This window comes from Robinsoniella sp., from assembly GCF_034124845.1.
The window spans coordinates 19,833-21,379 of the sequence record NZ_JAWYAJ010000357.1; the positions used below are offsets into that span (position 1 = coordinate 19,833).

Annotated in this window: 2 protein-coding genes; both read right to left on the reverse strand. The window is 39.3% G+C overall.

What is annotated here, in order from left to right; genetic code table 11:
- On the reverse strand, positions 1-946 hold a 946-nt coding region (gene nusA / locus ACH2DQ_RS17995), incomplete at its 3' end, for a transcription termination factor NusA (RefSeq protein WP_395027736.1).
- A 21-nt stretch (positions 947-967) separates the two neighbouring features.
- Positions 968-1,435, reverse strand: a complete 468-nt coding sequence (gene rimP / locus ACH2DQ_RS18000) for a ribosome maturation factor RimP (RefSeq protein WP_394916210.1) — start codon at positions 1,433-1,435, stop codon at positions 968-970.
- Between the last annotated feature and the right edge of the window lie 112 nt (positions 1,436-1,547).

A 1,547-nucleotide genomic window follows, 5' to 3' on the forward strand; every position in this document is an offset into this window, starting at 1 on the left:
CCAGTGACAACTGGTAATCCGGAACTACAACTTTGGCGGTTTTCTCATCGTTATCAGCGATAACGGAGATCACTTTTGCAGGGCTTAAGGCATTTTCAATAAGTATTGCAGGATTCTCATCCCAGTTGATGATATCGATCTTTTCCCCTCTGAGTTCATTTACAATGGTGTTAACCCTTGCACCGTTTAATCCCACACATGCACCAACCGGATCTACATCAGAGTTGTTTGACCATACTGCGATTTTGGTTCTGCTTCCTGCTTCTCTTGCGATACTTTTAATCTCAACGGTTCCGTCTTTTACTTCTGTTACTTCGGATTCAAAGAGACGTTTTACCAGTTCCGGATGTGTTCTGGATACCAAAATTTTAGGTCCTTTTGGAGTATCCTTTACTTCCAGCACATACACTTTAATACGTTCTGTAGGTTTAAAGACTTCACCCTTCACCATTTCATTTTCATTTAAGATTGCGTCAACCTTGCCCATATTGATACTTACATTCTTGCCAAGATATCTTTGAACAATACCGGTAACCACATCTTTTTCTTTGCCATAGTACTGATTAAAGAGTACTTTACGCTCTTCTTCACGGATTTTCTGTAAAATAACGTTCTTTGCGTTCTGTGTGGCAATACGTCCAAACTCTTTGGATTTAACTTCCACATTTACAATATCACCAATATCATACTTGGAATCAATCATCATTGCATTCACAAGACTGATCTCCATAACGCTGTCTTCTACTTTTTCTACCACTGTCTTTTCCATAAATACATGGTACTCACAGGTATCCGGGTTAATGGAAACTTTTACGTTGTCTGCTTTACCAAAGTGGTTTTTGCATGCCTGAATCAGTGACTGTTCGATTGCCTCCAGCAAAGTATCTTTGCTGATGTTCTTCTCCTTTTCCAGAATATTCAGCGCTTCTAACAATTCGTTATTCATGATTATATTTTTCCTCCTTGATTAGAAATCGAACGCCAGCCTGATCAGCGCAATATCCGATTTCTCAAACTTCATTTCTTCTTTGTCTTCTAATTCAATAGTTACGCTCTCTTTATCATAGGCACATAAGATTCCGACGAATTCTTTTTGTTTATTAAAAGCACGATAAGTACGGATCTCTACTTCTTCCCCCATACTTCGTTCGAAATCTTTCTCCTTTTTCAGCGGCCTTCCAAGTCCGGGAGAACTCACTTCCAGGATATAAGCATCTTCAATAAAATCCTTCTGGTCTAATATTTCACTTAATGCACGGCTCACTACTTCACAGTCATCAATTGCGATACCGCCTTCTTTGTCGATATATGCGCGCAGGTACCAGCTTCCACCCTCCTTCACATATTCCACATCAACCAGTTCAAATGCATGTTCCTGCACAATTGGTAAGAGGATTTCTTCTGTTTTCTGCTCATAGATTTCTTTTTTCGTCATCTGCATCGCCTTTCTGTTCTACACAATAAAGATGAGTGGACTTTCGCCCACTCATACTCTAGTAATTTATTCATCATCTTGTTCATTATAGCACCGTGAATTGTAAATTGCA

What these genes read in the sequence shown, in the direction of transcription:
- rimP (WP_394916210.1), bottom strand. Translation starts at nt 1,435, where the DNA reads ATGACGAAAAAAGAAATCTATGAGCAGAAAACAGAAGAAATCCTCTTA.